The sequence below is a fragment of the Corallococcus sp. AB018 genome (genome assembly GCF_003986945.1).
Lineage (GTDB): Bacteria > Myxococcota > Myxococcia > Myxococcales > Myxococcaceae > Corallococcus > Corallococcus exiguus.
Genome location: NZ_RAWR01000190.1, coordinates 1 through 21,162, shown reverse-complemented (window position 1 = coordinate 21,162; position 21,162 = coordinate 1). Strand labels below are relative to the sequence as shown.

Below are 21,162 nucleotides of genomic sequence, written 5' to 3'. Positions count from 1 at the left end.
CCACGCGGCTCATCTTCTTCGTGGGGCAGGGTGGGGTGGGCAAGTCCTCCTGCGCGGCCGCCGCGGCGGTGACGCTGACGGAGAAGGAGGGGCCGGTGCTCCTCATCTCCACGGATCCCGCGCACTCGCTGTCGGACGTGCTGCAGAGCCGCCTGACGGACACCGAGACGCAGGTGAAGGGCACCAAGGGCCTGTACGCGCGCGAGCTGGACATGGCGGGTTGGTTCAATGCCCTGCGCAAGCGGCTGAAGGAGAAGGCGGAGAAGGCCTTCGAGGGCGCGCCCAAGGCGGGCAACGACGTGCCGGCGGACCTGCTCTACCTGCGCAACCTGCTGGAGTGCGCGCCCCCGGGCATCGACGAGCTGGCGGCCATGTCCGTGCTGACGGACGCGCTGGTGCAGGAGCGGTTCAAGCGCATCGTGGTGGACTCGTCGCCGCAGGTGACGAACGTGCGCGTGGTGGAGCTGGCGGATACGGCGAAGACGTGGCTGGGCGCGCTGCACGGCATCCTCAACAAGCACCGCGCCAAGGGCCTGGGCGAGCTGGCGGATGACCTGGCGGCGATGCTCAAGCACGTGAAGCGCTTCGAGGACGCGCTGGCGTCCCCCAGCGAGTCGCGCTTCGTGGTCGTCACGCGCGGTGAGGACCTGGCGTCGACCCGCACGGAGCGGCTGGTGGAGTACCTCAAGGAGCGCAAGCTCCAGGTGGAGCGGGTGCTCGTCAACCGCGTGGGCCCCAAGTCCACCTGCGAGAAGTGCGAGAACCGCCGCAAGCTGGAGCTGAACGCGGCCAAGGCCATGGAGAAGAAGATTGGCCTGCCCGTGACGATGGCGCCCGCGCTGGGCCGTCACCCCGCGGGGCTGCGCGAGCTGAAGGCGTTCCGCACTGCCTGGTACGCGCTGTCCGCGCCGCCGGCGAAGATCAAGGCGGCCTGAGCATTGGCCGCGCCGGGCTCCTCAGTGGGGGCCCGGCAGGAGCAGGGACAGCGGCAGCCGGTGGGGATTCGCCCGGCGCGCCTGTCCCAGCAGGTCCACGGCGGTCGCTTCCAGTGAGCGCACCGTCGGGGCCGCCGGCACCTGAAGGTGCTGATGGAGCACCCAGCCCGGCCCCAGGAGCATCAGCGCCACCGCTGGCACGATGCACAGGGTCACCACCGCGCTGGCGCCGCCCACCGTGCCCAGTACGCGCAGCACCGGCGACGCCTGGATGCGCGGACGCTGCAGGGCCGCGAGGATGCGCGCGAAGAGGGCGCCGCCCACGAGCCCCAGCACCGCGGCCAGTCCCCAGCTCAGCCCACCCACCGGCGTGCCGAGCACCGGCTCCAGCAGCTGGGGCGCCGAGGCTCCCAGTACGAAGGCGAGGACGAAGGGCGCGACCGCGATGATGGCGGCCAGCCCCCAGTGTCTGGCGTTGAGTCTGTGCACGGCTTCCCCCTCGGCTACGGGAGGAAGGTGCTCACCGGCAGGCAGGCGCGCCAGGGCGGTGTCCCCTGGACGCGGGTAGGCGTGCACGGGACGTCACTTCAGCTCAGGCGTCGCACTCCGACGGGCTGTCGGTGAAGCCGCCCAGGGGTTCCGGGAAGGTGAGGGCGCCCGCCTCGCTGAGGGTGCCGGTGACGGGCGCGGCGTTGGGGAGCTTCACCTCCACCGTGCGGCCCTTGACGGTGTACGTGCCCGGGGTCCGGGACTCGCGGGGCGTGCCGGAGTCGTCCACGTCCCGCTTCCACAGCTCCACGCGGCCCCCGTCCTGGAACTTCAGGGCACGGACGGTGCCGTAGACGCCCACGCCGGGGCCGTACCAGGACACCGCCCGCAGGAGGGTCGGCACGTCGGCCTCCTTCTGGGGCGTGCGCCCCAGCAGCTTCTGCCAGCCGAGCGTGTCCCGGATGACGTCCAGGTCCCGGTCCTCCTTCGCCCGCTGGAGACGGCGCGCGTCCAGGCGCACTGCGGTGGCCAGCTTCTCCACGATGACGTCGCGGTGGGCGCTGTACTCGCACACCTTGCCCTGCTTGCGCAGGAGGCCCAGGGTGGCGGCGGCGTTGTAGTGGGCCAGGGCGTAGTCCGGCGTGGCCTGGGCAGCGGCCTGGAACTTCTCCAGGGCCTCTGGATAACGGCCGGACTGGTACAGCCGGAACCCCTGCGTGTTGAGGGCCCGGCCGGAAGGAGGCGCGGCCGGAGCGGCGGACAGCGTCAGGGCCAGCAGGGAGAGGGCGAGGACCATGTGGCTCCAGACGGGCGGACCTCCCGGACATTCCAGGGGGTGCGTAACCGCTTGCGCGTTGAAAGGCCTGAACCCTGGTGCTAGTTCGGCGCCATGGCAACCGGCATTGGCTACGCGCTCGACTTCGAGCGCCCGCTCATCGAGCTGGAAAAGAAGATCGAGGAGCTGAAGGTCCTCTCCACCAGCGGCACCGTGGATTTCTCCTCCGAAATCTCCAAGCTGGAGAAGAAGGCGAAGAAGCTCCAGACGGAGATCTTCAGCGACCTGACCCGCTGGCAGGTGGTGCAGCTGTCGCGCCACAGCGCGCGCCCGTACTTCCTGGACTACGTCCACTACCTCTTCACGGACTTCTTCGAGATGTGCGGCGACCGGCACTTCGGCGAGGACCCGTCCATCGTCGGCGGCTTCGCGCGCTTCGATGGCAAGACGGTGATGCTCATCGGCCATCAGAAGGGGCGCAACACCAAGGAGAACATGGCGCGCAACTTCGGCATGCCGCGCCCGGAGGGCTACCGCAAGGCGCGCAGGCTGATGGAGCTGGCCGAGCGGATGGAGAAGCCCATCCTCACCTTCGTGGACACGCCGGGCGCATACCCGGGCATCGGCGCGGAGGAGCGCGGCCAGGCGGAGGCCATCGCCATGAACCTGGAGGTCATGAGCCGGCTGCGCGTGCCCATCATCTCCACCGTGGTGGGTGAGGGCGGCTCCGGCGGCGCGCTGGCCATCGGCGTGGGCAACCGCGTGCTGATGTTCCAGAACAGCGTCTACTCGGTCATCTCCCCGGAGGGCTGCGCCTCCATCCTCTTCCGCGACGCGACCAAGGCGGACAAGGCCGCGGACGCGATGCGCCCCACGGCGCCGGACCTGCTGGAGATGAAGATCATCGACGAGGTGATTCCGGAGCCTCCGGGCGGCGCGCACCGCGACCCGGCCAAGGCGGCGGAAGCGCTGGGCAAGACGCTGCGCAAGCACCTGGGCCAGCTGGCGGAGCTGAATCCGGACGCGCTGGTGCGCGACCGCTACGACAAGTTCCGCGCACTCGGCATGTACTCCGGCAAGTAGAGGTTCACACTTCATGCGACCGCTCGTTCCTCCCTACGTCGAGACGCTCAAGGCCTACGTTCCGGGCAAGCCCATCGAGGAGACCGAGCGGGAGTACGGCCTCAAAGGCGTCATCAAGCTGGCCTCCAACGAGAACCCGCTGGGCCCGTCGCCCCGCGCGGTGGAGGCCATGCGCAACGCCGCCGCGCAGGTGCACCTGTACCCGGACGCCACCAGCTTCCACCTGGTGCGCAAGCTGGCCGCGCACCTGGGCGTGAAGCCGGAGGAAGTGGTGCTGGGCAGCGGCTCCAACGAGCTCATCGAGCTGTTGATGCGCACGTTCACGACGCCCGAGGAGGAGATCCTCCTGTGCAAGGGCTCGTTCCCCGCGTACCGCATCTCCGCGCAGGCGCATGGCCGTGCGTTCGTGGAGGTGCCCATGCGCGAGGGCTTCCGGTACGACCTGGAGGCCATGGCCCGCGCCGTCACGCCGCGCACGCGCATGGTGTTCCTGGCCAACCCGGACAACCCCACGGGCACCACGTTCGGGCGCAAGGACCTGGAGAAGTTCCTGGCGGCGGTGCCGAAGGACGTGCTCGTCGTCCACGACGAGGCCTACGCGGAGTTCGTGGACTGGCCCGACTACGCGAGCGCCGTGGAGCTGTTCCACGCGTACCCGAACCTGGTGGGGCTGCGCACCTTCAGCAAGATCCACGGGCTGGCCGGCATCCGGCTGGGCAGCGCGGTGATGGACGCGAAGCTCGCGGGCTACGTGCACCGCACGCGCATGCCGTTCAACCTGACGACGGTGGCGCAGGCGGCGGGCATGGCGGCGCTGGAGGACATGGAGCACGTGAAGCACACGCGTGAGAACAACCGCGTGGGCCTGCGCTTCTACGGAGAGGAGCTGCCGAAGCTGGGGCTCACGCTGACGGACAGCCACGCGAACTTCGTCTTCGTGGACTGCCACCGTCCGTCCGCCGAGGTGTACGAGCAGCTCTTGCGCCGGGGCGTCATCGTGCGGCCCATGGCGGGCAACGGCCACCCGAATTGCCTGCGCATCTCCGTGGGTTCTCCGGAGGAGAATGCCCGGTGCGTGGCGGCGCTGAAGGAGGTCCTGTCATGAGCACGCGTCCGTTCATCGTCGCCATCGACGGGCCGGCCGGAGCGGGCAAGTCCTCCGTGTCCAAGCTGCTCGCGAGGCGACTGGAGTTCGCGCTGGTGGACACCGGAGCCATCTACCGCTGCGTAGCGCTGATGGCCTCGCGCGAGGGCATCGCGTTCGACGACGACGCGAAGCTGGGCGAGCTGCTCGGGCGCGTGCGCATCCACTTCCAGGTGGTGGGCGAGGAGAACCACGTCTTCCTGGGCGGCGAGGACGTGTCGTCGGAGATCCGCACGCCGCCCATCTCCATGGGCGCGTCGCAGGTGTCCGGGCGGCCGGTGGTGCGCGCGGGGCTGCTGGCGCTCCAGCGGCGGCTGGCCCTGGAGGCATCGTCGGGTGCCATCCTGGAGGGCCGGGATATCGGCACGGTGGTGTTCCCGGACGCGGACGTGAAGTTCTTCCTCCAGGCGAACCCGGAAGTGCGTGCGCGCCGCCGCTTCGAGGAGCTGTTCCAGAAGGGCGTGGACAGCAGCCTGGAGGGCGTCCTCCAGGACCAGACGCGCCGCGACGCCGCGGACTCCGGTCGTGAGGTGGCGCCCCTGAAGCCCGCAGAGGACGCGGTGCACGTGGACTCCAGCAGCATGCCGCTGTCGGAGGTGGTGCAGTCGCTGGAACTCGAAATCGAGCGCCGCCGGGCCACGCGCGGCGCCTGATGTCCGCACGCTTTGCGCCGCCCGTGTTGGCGCGGCGCCTGCGCCGTCACCGGCCTCCCGTCAGAAGCTGACGCCGTCCGTGCTGGGAGCGGGCACCGTCATGGCCAGCCGGGCCTGAGTGCCGTCCTTCTCGTAGAAGCGGTGGTAGAGGTACAGGTCCGCCACCACCTGCTTCACGTAGCCGCGCGTCTCCCGGTACGGGATGGACTCCACGAACAGGTCCAGGGGCAGGGTGCCGCGCTCCTGCGTCCAGCGCACCGCCGCCTTGGGGCCCGCGTTGTAGGCCGCCGCCGCGAGGGCAGGGTGCGCGAAGCGCTTCATCAGCTGCGCCAGGTACCACGCGCCGTAGCGGATGTTGCGCTCCGGGGCGAACAGGTCCGCCGGTGCGGGCGCGGGCTCCGCCATCTTCTGCGCGATCTCCGTCGCCGTGGGCGGGATGATCTGCATCAGGCCGCGCGCGTCCGCCGCGCTCATGACCTCCGGGCGGAATGCGCTCTCTCGCCGCATGATGGCCCACACGAGAAACGGATCCAGCGCCTGCCGCGTGGCCTCCGTCTCCACCGCCTGGGCGAATGCGCGCGGGTAGAACGCGGCCAGCGCGTCCGGTGCCTTCGCCCCGAAGGCCCGGCCCCACAGGTAGCGCGCCGCCACGACATGCGCGTGGCCGAACTCGCCCAGCTGCAAGAGCGCGTGCGCGAACGGCAGTGCCTGGTCCGCGCCGCGCAGGCCCGACACGCGCGACTGCACCTCGTCCGCCGCGTCGCGGAAGAGGCCCGCGCGAGTCAGCGCCACCGCCAACTCCAGCTCCGGAGGGCGGGGCAGGGTGAGCTGCTTCGGAGGCTGCGGGAAGGCCGCGGGCGGCGTGCGTCCCAGCTCACGCAGCCGCTCCGTGGCGAGCAGCGCGTAGAACGAAGCGGGCGCCGCGCTGATGACGGCTTCATACGCGGGTCCCAACGTCGCCGGCTTGCCGCCGCCCAGCTCCTCCGTGCGCGCCTGCCAGTAGCGCGCCTGCGGCGCCATGCTCGTCTTCGGGTAGGCCGTCACCAGGTCGTCCAGCGCCTGGCGCGCCTTGGCGTACTGCTCCAGCCGGATGTGCGAGAGGGCGCGGAACCACATCGCCTCATCGCGGCGGCGCGAGCCCTTGTAGCGCTTCTCGTAGTCCTCGAAGGACTTCGCCGCGTCCTCGAAGCGGCCGCCCTGCAAATCCAACCACGCGGCGAAGAACGCGCCTTCCTCACCAGCCGCTTGAGAGGGATAGGCCTTGTCCAGCGCCGCCATCAGCTTGCGCGCCTTCTCGTTGTCGTCCGAGCGCAGCGCCCGGCGCGCCACCACCAGCGCGGCCTCCGCGGCGATGGCCGGCGGCCCCTTGCGCGCCACCGCGAGCGCCTTCTCCGCCTCCTCGCGCTTGCCTCGCGCGAAGAGCACCTGCGCGCGCAGGAGCGCCACCTGTGCCTGGGCGGGAGCGCCCTTCACCAGCCCCAGCTTCTCCGCCCTCAGGAGCTCGTCCTCGGCCCGAGACGCCGCGCCGTCGGAGAGGAAGCCCCGGGCTCGCTGGAGGTGTTCGGGCAGGGTGAGCTTCACCGCGGGCTTCAGCGTGGCCAGCTGCTCCAGCGCCTCGTCCGCGTAGGGGTGGGTGGGGAAGCGCAGCGCCACTGTCTTCAGGTCCGCCCGCAGGCCCGCCGCGTTGCCGGTGGCCGCGCGCGTCAGGGCGCGCTGGAAGAGCAGCTCCGGGGTGGGCTGCGCCGCCGCCGCGGACTCCAGCACCGGGGACGCGTCCTTGGGCCGGTGTGCGTCCAGGAGCGACTCACCCAGGCGGGCGCGGGCGCGCACGGCAAGGGCCGGGGAGGCCTTCTCCAGGGCCCGCTCGAAGTCCTTCGCCGCGCCATTGGGGTCGCCCGCGTAGAAGCGCGCCTGGCCCAGGTAGAAGGCGTGGAAGGCCTCCAGGGGCGCGGGCGGCGCGTGGCGGGTGAGCAGGTCCCGCGCCTGAACGGCGTCCCCGTCCGAAAGTACTAGAGTCCCGGCGAGCAGGCCCAGGCGGCCCGCGTCCGGGCACTTCGCCTGCTCACACGTGGCGAGCTCCGCCCGAGCGAGCGCCGCCGCGTCGGACCGGTGCAGGCGGACGGCCTCCAGCGTCGCCGGGGACTGCCCCAGCGCCACCCCCGTCACCCAACCCGCCACCCAGCCGGTCCAACTCATGTGGTTCTTCCTTTCACTTCGCGGCCTTGCGGCTTCGGAACGAGAGGTTTGCAGTCGACATTCCCCACCAGGTGGGCGGGGGTCGGTTTGACAGTCGGCCCGACAAGTCCTAGATCCCGCGCCCACGGGCTGGTCCCGCGGGGTTGTCGGCCCGTTGCGCTATCCGGAGGGAATCCTTACGTTGCGCCGCTGTTGAGCGCTACTCCGGACCGCCGTCGTGTCAGGAAGACCTGTCGTCGCAGGAAGACCTGTCGTCGGTAGCACTGCTCGTACACAGACCTCGGGGGGGGAAACAGCTCATAGGGGAGGCTCCATGAAGCCGTGTCCATCCGATCTGCAGCAGACCATCAATCCCGAAGCCGGCCCGAAGCGGGCAGGCGTCGAGACGCATCGCAACCTGAACTGCAACCACTACGACAACTGCCTCGATGAGGCCGTCCGTCGCGGCTGGCAGTCGTTCACGTGCATGAAGTGCCCGATGTACGCCAACCTCGCGCCTCCGCAGATGGGGCTCGAGGCGTACGCCACGCAGCGCCGTCCTGTCTAACCGGGACGTCTGACATGGGGCCCGTTCCACCGGGCCCGCGCGAGCTCGCACCCGGTCACGCCCGAAGCCCGGTCGTGGCCGGCGTTCGCGTCGACGTTCTCTTCCGAAGCCAACGCTTCAGGGGACCGCGGCGTAGATGACGGCCACCCAGTACTGGCCCTGGCCGAAGCGCTTGGAGTCGCCTCGCACCAGCCCCACACCCACCCGGGTGTAGGTGGCCGTGGCCAGGCTGCGTGACTCCGGCACGGCGCCCGGGTCTCCCACGACGAAGAAGTCCACCGAAGCGGTGCCCGCGTCCGGCAGCGCGGAGAACACCCGCTCGTGCAGCGGGGACGGGTCGCCGTCTCCCGCGGTGGGCTCGTCCTGCGCCTGCGCACGGCGGGCGTGGTCGCGCGCCAGCCGCTCCAGCGCCTCGCTGCGCACCAGGGGCGGCAGCTTGAGCGTGGCGCGGTGCCGGGACAGCGCGTCGTAGACATCCGACACCGGGTCCGCCGGAAGCGCCGCGCCGGGCGAGGCCGCGGTGAAGACCTCCGTGACGATGGCCTGGTCGCGGCCGTCCACCTTCTGGAAGGCCACGCCCACGCCCATGAAGCGGAACGCGGGGTCCATCAGGTTCTTGCGGTGGCCGGGGCTGTGCTCGATGCCGAAGTGCGCCGCGAGCGGACCCGCCGCCAGCCCCAGGTTCTCTCCGGCGCGTACGTAGCGCGCGCCCTCCGGGAGGCGGCGGGTGAGCGTGGAGCCGTCCGGCGCGATGTGCGCGAAGAAGCCCTCCGTCGCCATGCGCGTGCTGTAGCGCAGCGATACGTCCTCCAGCGTCGGATCCGGCGTGAGCTCCGGCAGTTGGTAGGCGCGGCGCAGGGTGTTGATGCGCTCGTAGAGGGCGGTGCGGGCCTCGGCCAGCGTTGTGGGTTCGCGCTGGGATTCCTGTCCGCCGCGCGCGGAACGGGCCCCCACCTGCACGAGGAACAGCGACGTCACCTCCGGCCCCGCGTTCGCCTGGCCCACCACCTCCACGGTGTAGCTGCCGGGGGTGTCGAAGCCCACCAGGGCGCAGAAACCATTCGTGCCGGAGGGCGCGCGGCTCAGGGCCACGGCCTCCACCTCGCCATCCGGCCGGGTGACGAAGACCTGCGGGCTCAGCAGCGGCGGCACGAGCCGGCCGCACACGCGCTTCTCCGTCCCGGCCTTGGCGATGGTCCGGGGGAAGGGGAGCACCTCCGCCTTGCGGTCCGCGACGAGCAGCACCAGCGCGGCGCGCTCGCCCAGGAAGGCCACGCCCACGCCGAAGTGGCTCACGCGCTCGTCGTTGAAGTCCGTGCGGGCGAGGAACGTCTCGATGGCGTGCGAGTGCACCCAGGCGCGGATGACCAGCACCTTCGGGGACGGATCCGCGGCGCCCGAGTCGCTGACCGCCTCCGTCAACGTGAGCAGGTCCGGGGCTCCGGTGGTGAACTCGCTCAGTGCCTCGCGCGCGAGCCTCCGGGCCGCGGCCTCCAGCGCCTTGTCGTTCGTGGGGGCGCGGCGGCCCACGCGTTCGAACTCGCGCTGCACGTGCAGCCGGGCCCGGGCCTCCTGGGCCCGGGGCGTCTCCTCCGGGACAGGGGGCGGACTGTCCTGTCCTTCCTGGGAGGGAACGGACACGGAGGCCACCGCCGGGGACGGCGGCGCGGCGGATGCGGGGAGGTCGGCGGCGCCAGCGAGCAGCAATCCCAGGAGCGCGCGCCTCATCGTGACTCCAACTGGAAGACGAGCGTCTTCACGGTGCCAGCGCCCAGCTTCTCGTTGAACCGCTCGCGCAGGGAGTCGGCCTGGCGGGAGAGGACCTGAGCCCACTCGGCGCTCTCCACGGTGATGATCAGCGTGCTTCCGTCCAACTGGTGAGGACGGCTGTGGCGCGCGATGTTCTCTCCCACCGCGGCGGTCCAGAGCGGCATCAGCGACGACGCGCGGCCTGACTCTCCCGCCAGGCGCGCCAGCACCCGGGGCAGCAGGCTCTCCAAGGTCTTCGGTTCAGCGCGTGCCATCGTCGGTCCGATTCTGGAACCCCTGGCGACGGAAGCCAACCGACACTTGCCTGCCCGCCCGTCTGATTTTCCCAGGACCCCGGTTCCGCCCCGGTTCCAGGCTTCCAGCGAAAGCGGTTGCGGTGCCATCGCCGGTCGCGTCGCGGGCCTTCCCCCTGTAAGGTCGGGACAAGGCCGGTCCCCCTCGGAGTTCCCATGCGTTCCATCCCCCATCCGGTCCGGTCCCCCGGCCTCGTGCTCGCATGCCTGCTGGCGTGCGCCATGGGCTGCGCGATGTCCGACATGGAGGCGCCGTTCATCCACGGGGGCTGGGCGGACGCGTTCTGCACGGTGGATCAGGACTGCGGGGATCCGGCGCTGTTCTTCTGCAACACCGCCCTGTCGCGCTGTGAGCCCTCGTGCCGGACGGACCTCGATTGTTCGGTGAAGCGCCGCGGAGAGGTGAACGCCATCGCCGCCTGTGAGTCGCAGGCGCTGGGCTGCCGCTGTGACGCCAGCCGCTGCGTTCCCGCCCTCTGCACCGGCGACAGTGACTGCGAGGACGGGGAGCTGTGCCGCGACGGCGCCTGTGGGCCGCCCCCGCCGTCGTCCACCGTCGCGGCTTGCCGCGTGGTGCCCGAGCGCATCATCGCGCCCGTGGGCACCACCCTGCGCTTCGAAGCCTGGATGTCCGATGTCACGGGCCAGCCCTTCGTCCCTCGAAACGGGCTCGCCTGGTCCGCCGTGTCCGCACGCGTGAAGGGCGGGGGCACGGGCTCCGGGGCCACGTTCACGCTGGAGTCGGCGGGCGCGGAGGTGGAGGCGGTGGAGGCCCGGCTGGGCAACGTCACGTGCCGTGCGCGCGTCACCGTGCTGCCCCCGCACACGGCCTCGGGGCAGGTGCGGGTGGTGGTGACGGACGCGCTCACGGGCTACCCCGTCGAGGGGGCCTCGGTGGTGGTGGCGGACGCGCTGGGTGGCGCGACGGCGCGCGAGTCCACGGATGCGCTGGGCGTGGCCGTGCTGGTGGCCCGGAGCGATTCGACGGTGTCTGTCTTCCACCCGGACTTCGGCTACCTCACCGTGGCGAACTACGACATGACCGGCACGCGGGACCTGCGGCTGCCGTTGCGCCGCAACCCGGCGGACCGCGTGGGCGGAGTGCGCGCCCGGTTCACCCACCTGGCACCCGTGGGCGTGGGCGGCGCGCTGTCCCTGGGCATGGCGGGGCTGTCCGTGCCGGGGCTCCTGTCCGAGTCGGCCTCCGCCCAGGTGCAGGGATCCGATCGGGATGTGGACCTCACGCTCCGTGGGGTGACGCGCCAGTTCCAGCTGCCCGCCAGCGTCTGGGTGAACGGGCTCGGCGTCCTGCCGCCGGAGTCCGTGGATGTGCCGGGCATCTCCGGGGTGTGCGACACGGCCCTCGCGGACGGAACGGATCCGGAGACGGCCACGCGCTCGGGGGCCTGTGGCACTCGCACCGCCTGGGCCCTCACCGCGCAGGTGCCGTCCGGCGAGCTTCCGGCGGGGATGATGGATCCGGGCACGGATCCGCTGCTGCTCCTGGCGCGCGCGCTACCGCAGTCCGGGCGGTTCTCCTCCGCCGTCCAGCGCGATGTTCGCTTCCCCCTCCATGCGCCGATCGAGGGGAAGATTCCTCCCAGCGGGCCGCTCACGTCGCTGGACTTCCAGCAGGTGCCGCTGGCCTTCCCGTTCGTGGTGCGCGTCCCGCCGCTTCCGCGCTTCCGCGACAGCTACCTGTCGCGCGCGCTGGTGGTGGGCTCGGTGACAGCGCCCGGACAGGGCACGGTGCCGCTGGGCCTGGGCGCCGCCGTCAACGCCAACCCGGTGGATCCGAACACGGACACGCAGCCCTTGTTGTCCTCTCCGGGCCTCGTGCGCGTGCGCATGGCGCCGGCCCATCACGGCCTGGAGGGACAGGCGTACCGGCTGGTCGCGGTCGCGTCGTCGGGAGCGCTGGGCGGTGAGGAGCCCGTGGGCCTCGCCACCAGCGCGGTGATGACCCCGCTGGATGCGCCCCACTTCGATCCAGAGGGCACGACGCCGGTGACGCTCGCGGACGCGTTCCTCGGCATCCCGGAGGGCGCCCACTACAACCCGGACGCATCGCCGTGGCACGGCCTGCTGCCGCGCGAGTGGCGGATGGACACCTCCTTGCTGGGTGCGACGATCGTGCGCGCGACCTTCACCAATGCGGCCGGCCGGCGCTGGACGGTCTGGGCGGACAGCCGGCGCTCCGTGACCGGCGTGCGCCTGCCGCTGCCTCCCTCGGGCCTGGAGGACCGCACCTTCCAGGGCGACACGGAGGGCTCGCGCGCATCGCTGTCGGTGGAGGCGTTGAACGTGGCCATGTCCGAGGGCCGTTCGACGAACCTCTCCACGCTGGCGGAGTCCGGGGGCATGGCGCCCGAACTGCTCGCCTCGTCGGTGCGCGCCGCGTCCACGCTGAACTACGGCCGGCCCCAGGTGACGTGGCTGGCACCCTCCGAGGGCGCGTCGCTGGCTCGCGGCGCCACCGTGCGCGTGCGGGTGGACGGCTTCCAGGTGGGGACGGACGCAGGCAATGGCGACGAGGGCGGGGTGCTGCTCACCGTTCGTGATGGCGGCCCGGCCTGCGACCTCTCGGTGGTGCTCGGCGACGTGGCCACGCGGTCGGGCGAGGTGGCGCTCTCCCTTCCGCCCGCCTGCTCCGGGATGGAGGTCACGCTGGTGGCGTCGCTGGTGGACGGGCTCGGGTTGCCGCTGCGGCCCGCCGTCAGCGCCGCGCGCACGGTGCGCGTGCCCTGACGTGCTGGGGTGTCAGTGCGTCTACGACCTGGCGGGGCACCCGTTCCGGCCGTGAATTCGCTTTCGCGAATTGCGCGGTGATACGTTTGGCGTCATGGGCCAGAAGGAGACGGTTGTCACCGTCATCTCGAAGATCTCCGAGCGCCCCGTCAACCTGGACGCGGCGCTGGTGGTCATCTACGGCCTGGACCTGGGGCGCAAGTACGACCTGGCGCGTGAGGAGACGCTGATCGGCCGGTCGTCCAAGGCGGACATCCAGATTGATCAGGAAGCGGTGAGCCGCAACCACGCGCGCATCACCAACACCACCAAGGGCGTGCGCATCGAGGACCTGGGGTCCACCAACGGCACGTTCGTCAATGACGACGTCGCGTCGTCGGCGCGGTCGCTGCAGAACGGCGACCTGGTGAAGATTGGCCGCACCATCTTCAAGTTCATCGCGGGCGGCAACATCGAGGCGGCGTACCACGACGAGATCTACCGGCTGACCACCATGGACGGCCTCACGCAGATCTACAACCGCCGCTACTTCGACGAGCAGCTGGACCGCGAAATCTCCCGCAGCCGCCGTTACGAGCGCACGCTGTCGCTGGTGATGTTCGACCTGGATCACTTCAAGGACGTGAACGACACGTACGGGCACCTGGCGGGCGACTCGGTGCTCAAGCAGCTGGCGTCCACGGTGCGTACGCGCATCCGGCGCGAGGACGTCTTCGCCCGCTACGGCGGTGAGGAGTTCGCGCTGCTCCTGCCGGAGATCAACCTGGCCGGTGCCCGTCAGCTCGCGGAGAAGGTGCGCAAGCTGGTGGAGCGGCAGCGCTTCGAGTTCGACAAGCAGGTCATCCCCGTCACGCTGTCGATGGGCGTGGCCGCGCTGGAGCCGCACCACCGCGAGCCCGCGGAGATGGTGCGCACGGCGGACGAGCACCTCTTCGCCGCGAAGAGCCAGGGGCGCAACCGCATCTGCGGCTGATGGCCCCCGGAGCATCGCTCGAAGCTCAGCCCGTGAACACGGAGCGGCGCTCGCGCAGCAGGGCCTGGAGCATTCCCTGGATGGACTCGCGGGTGCGCTCGGTGAGCCGCTGCACTTCGCCCAGGTCGTCCGCGTCCTCCGGAGACAGTCCCTCCATGGTCAGCGGCTCGCCGAAGCGGATGGTCCACTTGGCGGGCAGCGGGCCCGGCGCGGTGAGCGGCAGCGACGGGAACCCGAGGAAGCCACCGGGGAGGCGTCCCAGCAGCGGAGACGTCTCCTCCGCGCCGACGATGGCCACCGGGACGATGGGCGCGCCCGTGCGCAGGGCCAGCTTCACGAAGCCGCCGCGACCGAAGCGCTTGAGGCGGTAGCGCTCCGCGAAAGGCTTGCTCGCGCCCTGGTAGCCCTCCGGGAAGACGACGAGCGGCCGGTGCTCATCGAGCAGCCGCAGCGCGTTCTCCGGTGAAGCTCGCACGGCGCCCAGGCGGTTGAAGAGGGTGCCGAGCATGGGCGCGTGGAAGACCTGATCCTCCACCAGCCAGCGGGTCTCAAGCAGATCCGGGCGTTCGCGCAGGAGCGCCTGCGCCATCACCAGGCCGTCGTAGGGCAGGGCGCCGGAGTGGTTGGCGACGAGGATGGAGGCGCCGCGCGGCACCTGATCCACGCCCTCCACGGAGACGCGCCAGTACTGCTCGTAGAGGAAGTCGAGGACGGGCTGGAGGCTCTCCACCAGCCCCTCGTCCTTGCCGTAGTCGTCCAACCGGCTGCCACCGCCAGTGCCCAGGCTGGTGCGCACGGCCTCCATCAGGCCGTGCATGGCGCCCACGGCGCGGCCCAGGCCGTCGCTCGCGAGCGCCTGGCCGGCGATCTCCTTCGCCAGCGAGAACATGCCCGCGGCGCGGCCCGCGAAGCCGGACGGCGGGGCCGATTCCTCCGGACGGTCGAAGCCCTGCGGATCCCGCTCCACTTCCTCCGGGAGGGGCACCTCGCCGGGGTCGCTCACGAGCGACAGGGGCCGGCGGCTGGGAGGCAGCTCGTCGTGGGACTCGTCCGGCAGCTCCACCTCCGGCTCCACGTCCGTGGGGGCGGCGCCCTCGATGATCGAGACGGAGATGTGCACGCCGTCCTCTTCGACGCGCTCGACGCCGGTGACCAGGTCGTCCTCCTCGTCCGGGTCCTCCGGCGCGGACATCCCCTCCGGGTCGCGGCGCCAGGCGTCCGCGGTCCAGAGGTCCTCGGTGTCCTCGGGAGGAGGCACGTCCTTCGGGTCACGGCTCCAGGCGTCGGTGGGCCAGGCCTCCTCGCCGCCTTCGTCCAGGGCATCGCCGCCGCCAGCGGAGGACAGGGCGCGCTCCTCGGGGCTGGTGGCGTGGCGGTCCAGCACCTCGTCCACGGCGACGCCTGCGGTGGCCTCGGCCACCTGGGTCGCGACGGCGGTGGCGACCGCTCGCTCGGCGGCGTCGCCATTGCCGTCGTCCAGAACCTGCCGCACGGCGGACTCGGCCACCTCGGCGACGAGCTCCGTCGCGAGGACGCGCTCGATGTCGCGGTCCGGCCCCTTGCGTCCCTCGAACAGCTCATCCACGGCCGTCTTCGCCGCGGCCTCCGCAGCGTCCGACGCGAGGGCTTCCGTCAGGGCGCGGTCCACCGTGCGCTCCTGGGGACGCGAGCCGCGCACCTCGTCCGCGAGCACCTGGGGCCGCGACGTCCGAGGCTCGGCGGCGGGGCCCGGCACGGAGGGCTCGCGCAGGGGCGAGACCTCCTCGCCAGCGGGAGGCTCTCCTGAAGCGTGCACGGCGTCGTGGGCGCCAGGCCTCGCGGCCGGTGCCCCTCCCGAAGCGTGCGGGTCCTTCGCGGACGAACGCCCGTGCTTCGCTCCCGAGGCGTGCTCCACGTCGCGCGCGTCCTGCTCGTGCCTCGCGCTCCCGCGTCCGTCCGGGCGGGCCTCGAACATGTGGACCTTGGCGGCGGGCGTCTTCGGCGTCGCGGCGGCCTGCTTCGCCTCCGCGGCCTTGCCGCCCTTGGGCGCCTTCGCCTGGGCGCTGGACTTCGACGCGCCACCCTTGGCGCGCTTCGCCTTGCCCGCTGACTTCGCACCCTTCGCGGACTTCGACGACGCGGACTTCTTCGCGGCCTTCGGGTCGGCCGCGTCGTCCTTCGCCTCGCCCGTGCGAGGCGCGGCGCCCCGCTGGAAGGGATCATTCCCGAGGACACCCTTGGTCATGACTGGCTCCTTCTGAGCGCCGAGGCGGCGTCCCTGACATGGTGGAGGGGCACGAACCCCAACGCGGACTCGGCGCGCTCCCCGTCCGCGACCCAGGAGTAATGCATGTAGTCGAGCAGGGCCACCGGCAACGTGCCCGCCCCCACCACCCCGAGCGCGCGAAGTGCTCCACGAAACAACGGCCCCGGCAGGGGGAGCGGTCGCGCGCCCGCCTGGCGGATGAGCCCCGACAAAGGCAACACCCCGCGCCCCACGACGTTGAACTCTCCCGCCGTGTCCGCCCGCAGGGCCAGGTGCAGCGCCCGGCCCGCGTCGTCCTCGTGGATCGCCTGCCAGAGCGGGTCGAATCCCAGGAGCGTGGGCACCACCGCGTGCGACAGCAACCGCGTCGCCGGATTGTCCAGGCTCGGGCCGAGCAGGGGAGCGAACCGCAACACGAGCGTGCGGGTGTCGGGATTGCGCTCGCGGAACGCCCGCACCTGTCCCTCCACCTCCACCTTGTCGTTCACGAAGCGGCTGTGCGGACAGCCGAACAGCGGGGAGCCCTCGCGCAGGAGCGCCGGGTTGTTGCCCCGCGCGCCGTACGTCACCGTCAGCGACGGCACCACCAGCCGGGGCAGCCGGGCGCGGCCCACCGCCGTCAGCACGTTCATGGTGCCAATGACTTCCAGTTCGTGCGCCAGCGGGCCGTTGAGGATGGGCCCGAAGAGGAACGCCAGGTGGAAGAGGGCGTCCACGGGGCGCTCGGTGAGCGCGTCCGTCAGCTCACCTTCCGCGTCGTAGCGGGTGAGGTCCACTCGGTGGAACTCCACCTTGCTCATCGGGTGGGGCTCCTTCGTGTCCAGCACGAGGATGCTCTCCACGCCGGGGTCCGCTTCCAGCCTCGGCAGGAGCAGCCTGCCGTAGTCGCCACTGGCGCCTGTCACCGCGATACGCATCGGGCCCTTGCCTGCTCGGATCACTTCCATTCGCAGGGGCGGGTGTTAGCCCAGCCGTCCAGGAATGTCAGCCGCGTGTGCCCGTGATGTTCTGGACAACGTCATCCAGGTGGCGGAGGGTGGTTGATCGCCATGTCCCGAATCGCGCGCCTGAGCGACGTGCTCATCAACAAGATCGCCGCCGGTGAGGTGGTGGAGCGCCCCGCCTCCGTGGTGAAGGAGCTGTGCGAGAACTCGCTCGACGCCGGGGCCCGCACCGTGCGCGTGGAGCTGGAGGCGGGCGGCGTGGGCCGCATCACCATCTCCGACGACGGCCACGGCATGAGCCGCGAGGACGCCACGCTCTGTCTGGAGCGCCACGCCACCAGCAAGCTGCGCGAACTGGACGACCTCTTCCACATCGACTCCATGGGGTTCCGGGGCGAGGCCATCCCCGCCATCGCCTCCGTGTCCCGCTTCACGCTGCACACCGCGGAGCCGGACGCGCACGAGGGCACCAAGGTCATGGTGGAGGGCGGCGGCCCGCCCACGGTGGAGGCCGCGCCGCCCCGCATGGGCACGGTCATCACCATCGAGGACCTGTTCTTCAACGTGCCCGCGCGCCGCAAGTTCATGCGCCAGGGCGCCACCGAACTCAAGCACTGCGAGGAGGCCGTGGTGCGCCTGGCGCTCGCGCACCCGGAGGTCGGCTTCTTCGCCTCGCACGAGGGCAACGAGCTCTTCTCCAGCCCCGCCGCCGAACATGATCCGCGCGAGCGCATCGCCGCGGCCCTGGGCCCCGCGTCCTTCCCGCACCTGTTCCCGGTGGAGGAGCGCCGGCTGGGCGTCGTCGTCACGGGCTACCTCGCGTCGCCGGAGTACACGCTGCCCAACGCGCGCGGCCTCTACACCTTCGTCAACCGCCGCTACATCCGCGACCGCGGCCTCATCAGCACCGTGCAGCGCGCGTTCCAGGACTTCCTGCCCGCGGGCCGTCAGCCGGTGGTGGTGCTGCACATCGACGTGGAGCCCGCCGCGGTGGACGTCAACGTGCACCCGCAGAAGATGGAGGTGCGCTTCGCGGACGCCCGTGGCGTGCAGGACGCGATCAGCGCCGCCCTCTCACGCGTGCTGCGCGCGGCCCCGTGGCTGGGCTCGCCGGAAGAGCAGGCCGCGAACCCGCAGCCCCGGGACGCCGCGCACTACGCGCACGCCGTGGAGCGCTTCCTCACCCGCGCGCAGGAGGCCACCTGGGGTGCGCCGCTGCCCACCGCGATGGACGCACCAGGCCCCGACGGCTCCACGCCCGCGCGCCCGCTGACGCCGTCCTATTTCTCGCCGAACGGTGGAGCGCAGGGAAGTGCGTTCCCCGGTCCGTTCCAGGGCCCCCAGGTGCCGGGCCGCACGCTCGGGTTCGGTGAGGCCCAGCCGCAGCTCAACGAGGCGCCGCCTCCGGGCTACTTCGCGGCGCTGCGCCCCATGGGCCTGTTGGGCAGCCGCTTCCATGTCTGCGAGGGCCCCGGCGGCACGCTGGTGGTGCTGGACCCTCACGCCGCGCTGGAGCGCGCGCGCCTCACCGCGTACCTGCGCCGGCTGGAGGACGAGACGAAGGCGCCGCCGCCGTCGCTGTTCGGCACCACGGTCGACCTGGCGCTGGCTGCGGTGAAGGCGCTGGTGGATGGCCGCGAGGCGCTGCTCAAGCTGGGCGTGGACGTGGAGCCCTTCGGTGGCACGGCGCTCGCGCTCAAGTCGGTGCCGGCGGGCCTGGAGGGCGTGGACCCTCGCGCACTTCTGGAAGCCCTGTCGCGCGCGTTGCCTCCGCGCAGCGCTCCGCTGGACGTGACGAGCCTGGCGGAGGCCGTGCGCGTGATGGCCTGTCACGCCGCGCGGCGCGCATCGTCTTCGCCGCTCACCGACGCGCAGCTGCGCGCGCTGTTGGGCGAATTGGACCGCGCGGACTTCACACCCCCGTGCACGCACGGCACGGTGGTGGTGCTGGAGATGCCGCTGCTGGAGCTGGAGCGGCGCGCTCGCTGACGGCTCAGGCCTTGGCCTTCGCCTCGACCTGCGCGCGCAGCGCCTCCTCCTTCGCGCGCAGCTCGCCGGTGGGATCGCTTTCCGCGAAGTCCTCGGCGGAGGCCACCTGGCGGATCTCCACCTCGCCCTCCTGGAAGGGGATGCGGCGCGCCCAGGCGATGGCCTCCTCGCGCGACTTCACCTCGATGATCCAGAAGCCGGCGACCAGCTCCTTCGTCTCCGAGAAGGGACCATCCGTCACCGTGCTCCCCGTCTTGGAGAACGCCACGCGGGCGCCCTTGGAGCTGGGGTGCAGCCCTTCACCCGCGAGAAGGATGCCGGCCTTCACCAGCTCCTCGTTGTACTTGCCCATCGAGGTCAGCTCCTCCGTGGAGGGGAGGCGACCGGTCTCGCTGTCGGTGTTGGCCTTGACGATCATCATGAAGCGCATGGGGAGTTCTCCTGGAACGTCGGGTTCACAATGGCGACGAATGGTAGGGCGCGAAATCGACACGGTGGGGGACGGCCGGAAAATTGACGCGGCATGGCCCCCGGATACGGTGTGCGACACGCCTGTAGCACCGGGCCGCGAGCGCCCGTGCCGGCAGAAAGCCCCGGGATCCGCGCCTTGATGCTCCGCCGTCTGCCGCTCGTCTTCGCCCTCGTCGCCGCGCCAGCCCTCGCCCTTGCCCAGGATGACGGCGATTGGAGCGCGGGGCGGGCTCCCGCCAACCTGGACGGCGTGGGCCGCATCACCGTGCAGGCCGGCTACCGGCTCACCTCCAACGGCACGCTCTACGACGCCTGGTATGGCGCCAAGGGGCCGGGCAACGGCCTGGAGCGCGCGCCGGAGTCCTCGGGGGGGCCGTTCGGCGTGGCCTCGTTCGCTTACGCGGTGTCGGACCTGGTGGAGGTGGGCATCGACCTGTTCGGCACCGCGCAGAACCTGCGCCTGTCCGAGCCCGGGGCCGACGGCACCGTGTCCCGCAAGGTCAGCACCGTGTCGTACGGCGCGCTCCTCGGCCTGCGCTTCCAGGGCGTGCTCGACATCGGACCGCAGGGCTTGGTGCCCTTCGCGGGCGTGCTCACGGGGCCCACGGTCGTCTCCTCGACGCGCGAGGGCTCGTCCCTCAAGGAGAATGTCACCCAGGCCTGGGTGGGCTCGCTCGGCGCCACGCTTCGCCTGTCCGCGGAGTGGGGTATCACCGCTGAATACCGCCTCATGTTCCTGCGCGGCCCCGTGGAGTCTCCAGACGCGGCGAAGTGGCCCGGGCCCTTCAGTTTCAGCCACGGAGGCAGTTGGTTCGGGCTCGGTGTGACGTATACGTTCCCGCCGAATCCGTCCCGCCCGATGGCCTCGTTCTAGAGGCTCGGGAAAGTTCCAAGACGAAAGCAGGCGAGCGCGCGCGGAGCAGGGACTTTCGGGGAATGGTGGCCACCAAGGGCCCTGTTTGGGAGCGGAAAAAGAACCCGCCCCTCATCCCGGAGAGTCCCCTAGCATGCGTGAGTCGGCCGAAGTCATTTCCGGTCCCAGGAAGATGTCCATGCCCCCCTCTGAACAGCCGAAGACTGACCTCGAGAAGGAACTCTCCGAACTCCGCCGCGAGGTCATCGAGTCGCGCAACCTCGTCATCAAGACGGACAACCTGCTGAAGAACCTCCATGCGGAGGTGAAGGCGGTGGGCAAGCGCCACGAGGACTTCCAGAAGCGGCAATGGCTCTCCTCGGCGGTGGCCTACACGCTCTTCGCGGTTCTGGCGGTCGGTGGCGCGGTGCTGGTGAACGGCGCTCGCAGCTCCAGCAACACCAACGAGCGCGAGCGGCTGGAGAAGCAGGTCGCGGACCTCTCCGGGCAGTTGGAGAAGCAGCGCGCGGACTCCACCTCGCACCTGACGGCCCAGCGCGCCGCCAACGAGGTCTACAAGATGATGACCACGCTGCCGGGCGACGAGCGCCTCAAGGGCATCGACGCGCTGGTGAAGCTGGACACGCAGAAGCTGTCCTCGCTGGAGCGCCAGGCCCTCAACGACCGCGCCGCCATCCTGCGCCGTGAGACGGGCGACGCCGCCCTGGAGCGCGGGAAGATCGCCTTCCGCAAGAACGAGATGCCCGCCGTGGTGGAGAACCTGTCGCGCTTCCTGGCGATGAACCCGCAGGAGGCGGACGCGCTGGACGCGTCCTTCTTCCTGGGCACCGCCTACAACCAGCTGCGTCAGCACGAGAAGGCCGTGCCGCTGCTGGCCCGCTTCGTGGAAGGCGACAAGAAGTCCAAGACGCGCGACTACGCCATGCTGCTGCTCGCCCAGTCGTACCAGGAGACGGGCGCGTTCGATAAGGCGGCGGACACGGTGCGCGACGCGCTGGCCACGTACCCGGCCACCCAGTACCTGTCGCAGTTC

At 71.3% G+C, this 21,162-nt stretch carries 18 protein-coding genes; 10 read left to right on the top strand and 8 right to left on the bottom strand.

Annotation, left to right across the window (positions count from 1 at the left end; genetic code table 11):
- Window positions 1–935 (top strand): ArsA family ATPase (locus D7Y11_RS32140; protein ID WP_158642027.1); only part of this gene is annotated, 935 nt, incomplete at its 5' end.
- 21 nt (window positions 936–956) lie between these two features.
- Here the strand turns inward: D7Y11_RS32140 and D7Y11_RS32135 are convergent.
- Window positions 957–1,424 carry a hypothetical protein gene (locus D7Y11_RS32135; RefSeq protein ID WP_120577689.1) on the bottom strand — a complete coding sequence of 156 codons (468 nt, stop codon included), beginning with the start codon at window positions 1,422–1,424 and terminating at the stop codon, window positions 957–959.
- 103 nt (window positions 1,425–1,527) lie between these two features.
- Window positions 1,528–2,220, bottom strand: coding sequence for a tetratricopeptide repeat protein (locus D7Y11_RS32130; RefSeq protein WP_126935592.1), 693 nt, complete (start codon window positions 2,218–2,220; stop codon window positions 1,528–1,530).
- 93 nt (window positions 2,221–2,313) lie between these two features.
- Here D7Y11_RS32130 and D7Y11_RS32125 point away from each other — a divergent pair, with 93 nt between their 5' ends.
- Genes D7Y11_RS32125 through cmk form a run of 3 tightly spaced genes read left to right on the top strand, consistent with a single transcriptional unit; the run spans window position 2,314 to window position 5,079 of the window.
- Entirely contained in the window at window positions 2,314–3,282 is a 969-nt protein-coding gene (locus D7Y11_RS32125; RefSeq protein WP_120577691.1) for an acetyl-CoA carboxylase carboxyltransferase subunit alpha, read from the top strand.
- A gap of 13 nt (window positions 3,283–3,295) precedes the next feature.
- Entirely contained in the window at window positions 3,296–4,387 is a 1,092-nt protein-coding gene (gene hisC / locus D7Y11_RS32120) for a histidinol-phosphate transaminase (RefSeq protein ID WP_126935591.1), read from the top strand.
- A complete protein-coding gene (gene cmk / locus D7Y11_RS32115; protein WP_120577693.1) occupies window positions 4,384–5,079 on the top strand; it encodes a (d)CMP kinase in 696 nt (231 codons plus the stop codon). The genes hisC and cmk overlap by 4 nt, the downstream gene beginning before the upstream one ends.
- A 60-nt stretch (window positions 5,080–5,139) precedes the next feature.
- Here the strand turns inward: cmk and D7Y11_RS32110 are convergent, their stop codons facing one another.
- Window positions 5,140–7,275, bottom strand: coding sequence for a transglycosylase SLT domain-containing protein (locus D7Y11_RS32110; protein ID WP_126935590.1), 2,136 nt, complete (start codon window positions 7,273–7,275; stop codon window positions 5,140–5,142).
- Between the two features lie 313 nt (window positions 7,276–7,588).
- Here D7Y11_RS32110 and D7Y11_RS32105 point away from each other — a divergent pair, with 313 nt between their 5' ends.
- A complete protein-coding gene (locus tag D7Y11_RS32105) occupies window positions 7,589–7,822 on the top strand; it encodes a hypothetical protein (protein WP_120577695.1) in 234 nt (77 codons plus the stop codon).
- A 117-nt stretch (window positions 7,823–7,939) separates the two neighbouring features.
- Here the strand turns inward: D7Y11_RS32105 and D7Y11_RS32100 are convergent, their stop codons facing one another.
- On the bottom strand, window positions 7,940–9,550 hold the full coding sequence (locus D7Y11_RS32100; protein ID WP_172809975.1) for a CAP domain-containing protein: 1,611 nt from the start codon (window positions 9,548–9,550) through the stop codon (window positions 7,940–7,942).
- Window positions 9,547–9,846, bottom strand: coding sequence for a DciA family protein (locus D7Y11_RS32095; protein ID WP_120577696.1), 300 nt, complete (start codon window positions 9,844–9,846; stop codon window positions 9,547–9,549). The genes D7Y11_RS32100 and D7Y11_RS32095 overlap by 4 nt, the downstream gene beginning before the upstream one ends.
- 195 nt (window positions 9,847–10,041) lie before the next feature.
- Here D7Y11_RS32095 and D7Y11_RS32090 point away from each other — a divergent pair, with 195 nt between their 5' ends.
- Both D7Y11_RS32090 and D7Y11_RS32085 read left to right on the top strand, forming a co-directional pair.
- Window positions 10,042–12,633, top strand: coding sequence for a carboxypeptidase regulatory-like domain-containing protein (locus D7Y11_RS32090; RefSeq protein ID WP_126935589.1), 2,592 nt, complete (start codon window positions 10,042–10,044; stop codon window positions 12,631–12,633).
- A 94-nt stretch (window positions 12,634–12,727) separates the two neighbouring features.
- Entirely contained in the window at window positions 12,728–13,606 is an 879-nt protein-coding gene (locus D7Y11_RS32085; RefSeq protein ID WP_120577698.1) for a GGDEF domain-containing protein, read from the top strand.
- 25 nt (window positions 13,607–13,631) lie between these two features.
- Here D7Y11_RS32085 and D7Y11_RS32080 read toward each other — a convergent pair whose 3' ends face one another.
- The gene (locus D7Y11_RS32080) at window positions 13,632–15,830 is read right to left on the bottom strand and encodes a lysophospholipid acyltransferase family protein (RefSeq protein ID WP_126935588.1); all 2,199 of its coding nucleotides are present in this window, start codon (window positions 15,828–15,830) and stop codon (window positions 13,632–13,634) included.
- The gene (locus D7Y11_RS32075) at window positions 15,827–16,798 is read right to left on the bottom strand and encodes an SDR family oxidoreductase (protein ID WP_120577700.1); all 972 of its coding nucleotides are present in this window, start codon (window positions 16,796–16,798) and stop codon (window positions 15,827–15,829) included. The genes D7Y11_RS32080 and D7Y11_RS32075 overlap by 4 nt, the downstream gene beginning before the upstream one ends.
- A gap of 102 nt (window positions 16,799–16,900) precedes the next feature.
- Here D7Y11_RS32075 and mutL point away from each other — a divergent pair, with 102 nt between their 5' ends.
- Window positions 16,901–18,784 carry a DNA mismatch repair endonuclease MutL gene (gene mutL / locus D7Y11_RS32070; protein ID WP_126935587.1) on the top strand — a complete coding sequence of 628 codons (1,884 nt, stop codon included), beginning with the start codon at window positions 16,901–16,903 and terminating at the stop codon, window positions 18,782–18,784.
- Window positions 18,785–18,788: 4 nt separating this feature from the next.
- Here the strand turns inward: mutL and D7Y11_RS32065 are convergent, their stop codons facing one another.
- Window positions 18,789–19,214, bottom strand: a complete 426-nt coding sequence (locus tag D7Y11_RS32065; protein WP_126935586.1) for a YciI family protein — start codon at window positions 19,212–19,214, stop codon at window positions 18,789–18,791.
- 180 nt (window positions 19,215–19,394) lie between these two features.
- On the opposite strand from D7Y11_RS32065, the gene D7Y11_RS32060 reads away from it, so the two are divergent.
- Together D7Y11_RS32060 and D7Y11_RS32055 are read left to right on the top strand one after the other, a co-directional pair.
- Window positions 19,395–20,129: a hypothetical protein gene (locus tag D7Y11_RS32060; RefSeq protein ID WP_120577703.1), complete on the top strand. Its 735-nt coding sequence runs from the start codon at window positions 19,395–19,397 to the stop codon at window positions 20,127–20,129.
- Window positions 20,130–20,307: 178 nt separating this feature from the next.
- Window positions 20,308–21,162: tol-pal system YbgF family protein (locus D7Y11_RS32055; RefSeq protein WP_233607443.1), on the top strand; the 855-nt coding region annotated here is incomplete at its 3' end.

Excerpts from the sequence above, each read along its gene's own strand:
- D7Y11_RS32130 (WP_126935592.1), bottom strand. The coding sequence starts at position 2,220 with ATGGTCCTCGCCCTCTCCCTGCTGGCCCTGACGCTGTCCGCCGCTCCG.
- D7Y11_RS32125 (WP_120577691.1), top strand. The coding sequence starts at position 2,314 with ATGGCAACCGGCATTGGCTACGCGCTCGACTTCGAGCGCCCGCTCATC.
- hisC (WP_126935591.1), top strand. The coding sequence starts at position 3,296 with ATGCGACCGCTCGTTCCTCCCTACGTCGAGACGCTCAAGGCCTACGTT.
- cmk (WP_120577693.1), top strand. The coding sequence starts at position 4,384 with ATGAGCACGCGTCCGTTCATCGTCGCCATCGACGGGCCGGCCGGAGCG.
- D7Y11_RS32110 (WP_126935590.1), bottom strand. The coding sequence starts at position 7,275 with ATGAGTTGGACCGGCTGGGTGGCGGGTTGGGTGACGGGGGTGGCGCTG.
- D7Y11_RS32105 (WP_120577695.1), top strand. The coding sequence starts at position 7,589 with ATGAAGCCGTGTCCATCCGATCTGCAGCAGACCATCAATCCCGAAGCC.
- D7Y11_RS32100 (WP_172809975.1), bottom strand. The coding sequence starts at position 9,550 with ATGAGGCGCGCGCTCCTGGGATTGCTGCTCGCTGGCGCCGCCGACCTC.
- D7Y11_RS32095 (WP_120577696.1), bottom strand. The coding sequence starts at position 9,846 with ATGGCACGCGCTGAACCGAAGACCTTGGAGAGCCTGCTGCCCCGGGTG.
- D7Y11_RS32090 (WP_126935589.1), top strand. The coding sequence starts at position 10,042 with ATGCGTTCCATCCCCCATCCGGTCCGGTCCCCCGGCCTCGTGCTCGCA.
- D7Y11_RS32085 (WP_120577698.1), top strand. The coding sequence starts at position 12,728 with ATGGGCCAGAAGGAGACGGTTGTCACCGTCATCTCGAAGATCTCCGAG.
- D7Y11_RS32080 (WP_126935588.1), bottom strand. The coding sequence starts at position 15,830 with ATGACCAAGGGTGTCCTCGGGAATGATCCCTTCCAGCGGGGCGCCGCG.
- D7Y11_RS32075 (WP_120577700.1), bottom strand. The coding sequence starts at position 16,798 with ATGGAAGTGATCCGAGCAGGCAAGGGCCCGATGCGTATCGCGGTGACA.
- mutL (WP_126935587.1), top strand. The coding sequence starts at position 16,901 with ATGTCCCGAATCGCGCGCCTGAGCGACGTGCTCATCAACAAGATCGCC.
- D7Y11_RS32065 (WP_126935586.1), bottom strand. The coding sequence starts at position 19,214 with ATGCGCTTCATGATGATCGTCAAGGCCAACACCGACAGCGAGACCGGT.
- D7Y11_RS32060 (WP_120577703.1), top strand. The coding sequence starts at position 19,395 with ATGCTCCGCCGTCTGCCGCTCGTCTTCGCCCTCGTCGCCGCGCCAGCC.